The following is a 5,260-nucleotide window of genomic DNA, read 5'->3' on the forward strand; positions in this document are numbered from 1 at the left end:
AATCACCCTATACCCTATAAAACTAGATTAGCATTATTTTTCTCTCTGCTTGTTTGATACTCGTCGGGACGAGAATATTTAAAATTTTTGGGTGATGCGACATTCAATGAAATGCTTTATCTTTTAAAAGTAAATCTTTATTATACAGTTTTTATATAAATGAATTAATATTCTGTTTACATATCCTCGAAAGATTTAGATTATTATTTATTTTTTCATTACCAAAATGCATTGAATTAATTATCTAAGGGTTACATAAAATTTTTTACGAAGTTTTGAGAAATGCTTGTTAAAGGAACTGGGATATTTATGACGGTTAAGAATATAATATTAAAATAAATATATCTTTTAAAGAAAATCAATTTTATCAATATATTCCTGATCAAGGATTTTTAGTCTGTAAAAAGAGTAGAAAATAAAATGTATTTTCAGGAAATAGTTTACTTGCTTTACAAGAAGAAGTATTCTTCAATATGAAACTACTTAATAAAATAAAATGCCTAATCTCAATTAGCGATAAAAAGATTACTTAGAAAAACTTCTTTTAAAACTTTGGGAATTATGACGATAAGACATACTATGGTTCGTTTAGGTGTAAATATTGATCATGTGGCCACATTGCGTCAAGTGCGTAAAACTCACTACCCAGATCCGGTTGAAGCAGCTTTAATTGCAGTTGAAGCAGGTGCGGATATTATTACTCTACATTTACGGGAAGATCGACGTCATATTCAAGATGATGATGTGTATAATTTGAAAAAAAAATTAATAGTGCCGTTGAATTTAGAAATGGCAGCAGATGAAAATATTATACGATTTGTTGAAGAAGTGAAACCTAAGCGTTGCTGTATAGTTCCCGAAAAACGAGAGGAATTAACGACAGAAGGTGGTTTAGAAGTTGCTGCCCAGAAAAAAAGTATACAAGAAGCCTGTTCTCGTCTTGCCAATGTAGGTATTGAAGTTTCTTTATTTCTTGATCCTGTTAAAAAACAAATCGATGCTGCAAAAGTTTGTGGAGCTTCTATCATTGAAATACACACGGGTCATTATGCAGATGCTAAGACTGATTATAATCAAAAACAGGAATTAGAACGCATTACTTCTGCAGCTCATTATGCTCATACTTTAGGTTTCATGGTAAATGCTGGTCATGGATTAACAATCCATAATGTCCAATCTATTGCAGCTATTCCAGTAGTTAATGAAATAAATATTGGTCATAGTATTATTTCGCGTGCTATTTTAATTGGTTTAGCTGAGGCTGTTAAAGAAATAAAAACATTGATCATTTCTGCAACATAGTGAATTTGTTGATTATGGGACTCATTGGATTAGTATGTCATTAAGGAGTTAATTAATTGTCATTTTTATTTTTCATTTAATTTAAAAGAAGATACTTCTAATACCCCATCAGAAAAATAATGAAGAGCACTTCCATTTTTATTCCAAGCCCTTAGTACAATTCGTTTAGCAGGCTTTTGATTTATTAAGAAATTATGAATAGCTGGACGATGAGTGTGTCCGTGAATTAATAATTCCACGTTCTTTTGATGCATAACACGCAGGACTTCCTCTAATGTCACGTCGGTAATTTGATTAGATAAATAGCGATTACGATTGAGACTGTTTTGACGTAATTTTTTGGCTAGTATACGACGAAGTGTTAAAGGGACTGATAGCATTAATTTTTGTATCCATCGATTAGCGATTTTTCGTCGATAAGCTTGGTGTTTATGATCTAAAGTGCAAAGACTATCGCCGTGCGTTAGTAAAATAGATTTACCGTATAAGGAAATAACTGTAGGGTCCTCTAGGACAATCACTCCTGTATTTTTTGCAAATTTTTTTCCTATCAAGAAATCGCGATTTCCTCGCATAAAATAAATTGGTGTTCCATTTTTCACAAGAGAACGAAGTGTCAAAATAATTTTTTGGTTAAAATTTGTTTTGTCATCATCCCCTATCCAAGCTTCAAAGAAATCACCAAGAATATAGAGTGCATCAGCCTTTGGTGCTTGGTGTCTCATGAATTGAATAAAAAGTGCTACGACATCTGAAGCTGCTTCTTTTAAATGAAGATCAGAAATAAATAAAGTGTACGATTTCATGATTGTATTATTTAGTGACTACTATTGTATCCAAGGTCTTCCAGCCTCTTCTTAATAATGACAGCTTATCATAGGATCTACCTATGAAGAAAAATCTTCTTTAGATTCTGTAGGGGGGGGAAAGACCCTACTTAATGAAATTTCCGTATAAGTATATTTTTATTGCACCATTGATTCCACCAATGTTGGAAAGCCAATTAAAAATTGTCATAATAATGTGTTTTTGAGGAAGAGTCTAATGATTAAAAGTCGTTTTTGCCCTAGCCCTACTGGCTTTGTGCACCTTGGGAATGCTCGTACGGCACTCTTCAACTTTTTATTTGCAGAAAATAAAGAAGGAGTGTTTTTGCTTCGGATTGAAGACACTGATGTTGAGCGCTCAAAGAAGCTGTTTGAAGAAAGCCTTGAAGAAGACTTGTTATGGATGGGATTAGAATGGCAAGAAGGCCCAAGCAAAGATAAAGGAAAAAAGGGTCCCTACTATCAGTCTAAACGGCAAGCTATTTATGACGATTATTATCAACGTTTAGAAAAAGCAGGGTATCTTTATCCCTGTTTTTGTAGTGAAGAACAATTAAAGCTCTCCCGTAAAATTCAAAGATTGACTACTAAGCCACCTCGTTATGCTGGAACATGCCGTTCCTTGTCTTCAAAAGAAACAGAAAAGAAATTGACTGAAGGATTAAAGCCTACTTTACGATTTCGGGTACCCCATGATGAAATTGTTACTTTTACTGACCTCGTTCGAGGTGAACAACGTTTTCAAACTAATGATATCGGAGATTTTATTATTCGCCGATCTAATGGCACCTCGTCTTTTATATTTTGCAACGCTATTGATGATGCCTTAATGGAAGTCACTCATGTCTTGCGTGGTGAAGATCATTTAACAAATACACCTAGACAAGTGTTAATTTTGCAGGCTTTAGGATTAGCTATTCCTACTTATGGCCATATTGCTTTAATAACAGGTTCTGACGGCAGTCTCTTATCTAAACGTTACGACGGCGGCGGTAGTCGTTCTATTAAAGAATTACGTGAAATGGGTTATTTACCGGAAGCAGTAACAAATTATTTAGCGCGTTTGTGCCATTATTATGAAAGTAATAAACTCTTATCTTTAATCGATTTAGCTAGAGGATTTAATATTAAATCTCTTAGTAAATCGCCTGCTAAATTTAATGCTCAACAATTAGATTTTTGGCAAAAAAAAGCTATAAAAAATTTGGTAGGAGATCGCTTTTGGCAATGGACAGGAGAAGAATTAAAATTAAAAATTCCTCATGATAAACTCAATTTATTTTTAGAAACCGTAAAGCCTAATATAATGTTTCCTCAAGATATTTATTATTGGGTGGATGTTTGTTTTGAAGATAATTTTTGCTTACCATTTACTCCGAAAGAATTACAACAACAAACAGAAGTTAATTATTTCAAAGTGGCTTTAAAGGGATTTAAAAAATTTCATAAAGATTTGAAATCAATTATAAATTATATAAAAGAACATTTAACTCTCAAAGAAAAAGCCTTATACCGTCCTTTGCGTGTTGCTTTAACAGGGGTAGAACAGGGTCCCGCACTTGCTAATTTAATTTTATTGATGGATGACAAAATTATATATAAGCGATTAAATGAGGCTAAGAGTGAAAATTTTTAATAGTTTAACCCAAAAAAAAGAACCGCTTAAGCTAATTGAAGCAGGAAAAGTAAATTTTTATGTATGCGGCCTTACCGTTTACGACTATAGTCATATAGGTCATGCTCGTTCATTAATTACTTTCGACATGGTTGTGCGCTATTTACGCATGCGTGGTTATGAAGTGACTTTCGTTCGTAATATCACAGATCTCGATGATAAAATAATTAAACGAGCCCAAGAAAATAAAGAAAACCCAGAAGCTTTAGCAGAACGGTTTATTCAAATTTTACATGAAGATGAAAAAGCTTTGGGTGTTTCTCCGCCTGATATTGAACCCCGAGCGACATTATATATTCCAGAAATGATCAAACTTATAGAAAAATTAATTGATAAAGAACATGCCTATATTGGAGAAAATGGAGATGTTTACTTTGATGTTCGTAGCTTTAAAGCATACGGTAAATTGTCACACCGTAATCTTAATGAACTTCACGTTGGAGTGCGCGTAGAAAGTAACAAGAGTAAGCGCAATCCATTAGATTTTGTGCTATGGAAAGGAGCTAACCCCGGAGAGATCCAATGGCAATCACCCTGGGGAGAAGGTCGACCTGGCTGGCACATCGAATGTTCTGCAATGTCGATTAATCTTTTAGGGCAACCTTTTGATATTCATGGAGGAGGATTAGATCTTAAATTTCCTCATCATGAAAATGAAATCGCCCAATCAGAAGCTGCTGAAGAGAAGAAGTTTGTAAATTTATGGATGCACACGGGACTTTTGGAAATTAATAAAGAAAAAATGTCAAAATCGCTAGAAAATATTATTTCAATTCGAGAATTTCTAAAAGCAAACGATCCAGAAGTATTACGGTACTTTTTATTATCAGGTCATTATCGAAGTCCCTTAAGTTATTCTAAAGAAAATTTAAGTAATAGTCATAGGGCTTTAGAAAGATTTTATTTGGCAATACGAGACTTGCCCATTACAGAGGATATAGAAACTTCTGAATATACCGAACGGTTTTGCAAAGTTATGGATGATGATTTTAATACACCAATTGCTTTTTCCATTTTATTTGCAATGATTCGAGAAATTAATCGACTTCGAGATGCTGACCAAATAGAAAAAGCTATAAAATTAGTAACCGAATTAAAATATTTAAGCAAGATTTTTGGGTTATTGAATCATTCTCCTGAGCAATTTTTACAAGGCACTAAGACTCTAGCACAATCTAAAGTTAAAAAAATTAAGGAACTTATTTCGACCCGCAACAAGGCGCGTCGAAATAAGGATTGGAAAACTGCTGATGATATTCGTGACCAATTGGCTAATCTTGGTATTACCCTTGAAGATTCTCTGGAAGGCACTTCCTGGCGCAAAGAAAACTAGCAAAAAAATCGCTATAAATAAAAGTCTCTCTTGAGACAAGAGAAGCTTTTTATTTACCAACAAAGTTTATAAGTCTGGTTTCAGACTAGATACGTTTTTCAGACATGTCTCTTATACACATAT

The 5,260-nt window shown here is 33.5% G+C and carries 4 protein-coding genes; 3 read left to right on the forward strand and 1 reads right to left on the reverse strand.

The window, feature by feature from the left end:
• The first annotated feature begins 579 nt into the window (after window positions 1-579).
• The gene (pdxJ, locus tag CLERM_RS03250) at window positions 580-1,302 is read left to right on the forward strand and encodes a pyridoxine 5'-phosphate synthase (RefSeq protein ID WP_102157160.1); all 723 of its coding nucleotides are present in this window, start codon (window positions 580-582) and stop codon (window positions 1,300-1,302) included.
• A gap of 65 nt (window positions 1,303-1,367) precedes the next feature.
• Here pdxJ and CLERM_RS03255 read toward each other — a convergent pair whose 3' ends face one another.
• Window positions 1,368-2,108 carry a UDP-2,3-diacylglucosamine diphosphatase gene (locus tag CLERM_RS03255; RefSeq protein ID WP_102157161.1) on the reverse strand — a complete coding sequence of 247 codons (741 nt, stop codon included), beginning with the start codon at window positions 2,106-2,108 and terminating at the stop codon, window positions 1,368-1,370.
• A 238-nt stretch (window positions 2,109-2,346) separates the two neighbouring features.
• On the opposite strand from CLERM_RS03255, the gene gltX reads away from it, so the two are divergent.
• Window positions 2,347-3,765: a glutamate--tRNA ligase gene (gene gltX, locus CLERM_RS03260; protein WP_102157162.1), complete on the forward strand. Its 1,419-nt coding sequence runs from the start codon at window positions 2,347-2,349 to the stop codon at window positions 3,763-3,765.
• Window positions 3,740-5,137 (forward strand): cysteine--tRNA ligase, encoded by a 1,398-nt coding sequence (cysS, locus tag CLERM_RS03265; RefSeq protein WP_102157163.1) that lies wholly within the window; start codon window positions 3,740-3,742, stop codon window positions 5,135-5,137. The genes gltX and cysS overlap by 26 nt, the downstream gene beginning before the upstream one ends.
• Window positions 5,138-5,260 lie beyond the last annotated feature (123 nt).

The organism is Coxiella-like endosymbiont (assembly GCF_002871095.1).
Classification (GTDB): domain Bacteria; phylum Pseudomonadota; class Gammaproteobacteria; order Coxiellales; family Coxiellaceae; genus Coxiella.

Excerpts from the sequence above, each read along its gene's own strand:
- pdxJ (WP_102157160.1), top strand. The coding sequence starts at position 580 with ATGGTTCGTTTAGGTGTAAATATTGATCATGTGGCCACATTGCGTCAA.
- CLERM_RS03255 (WP_102157161.1), bottom strand. The coding sequence starts at position 2,108 with ATGAAATCGTACACTTTATTTATTTCTGATCTTCATTTAAAAGAAGCA.
- gltX (WP_102157162.1), top strand. The coding sequence starts at position 2,347 with ATGATTAAAAGTCGTTTTTGCCCTAGCCCTACTGGCTTTGTGCACCTT.
- cysS (WP_102157163.1), top strand. The coding sequence starts at position 3,740 with ATGAGGCTAAGAGTGAAAATTTTTAATAGTTTAACCCAAAAAAAAGAA.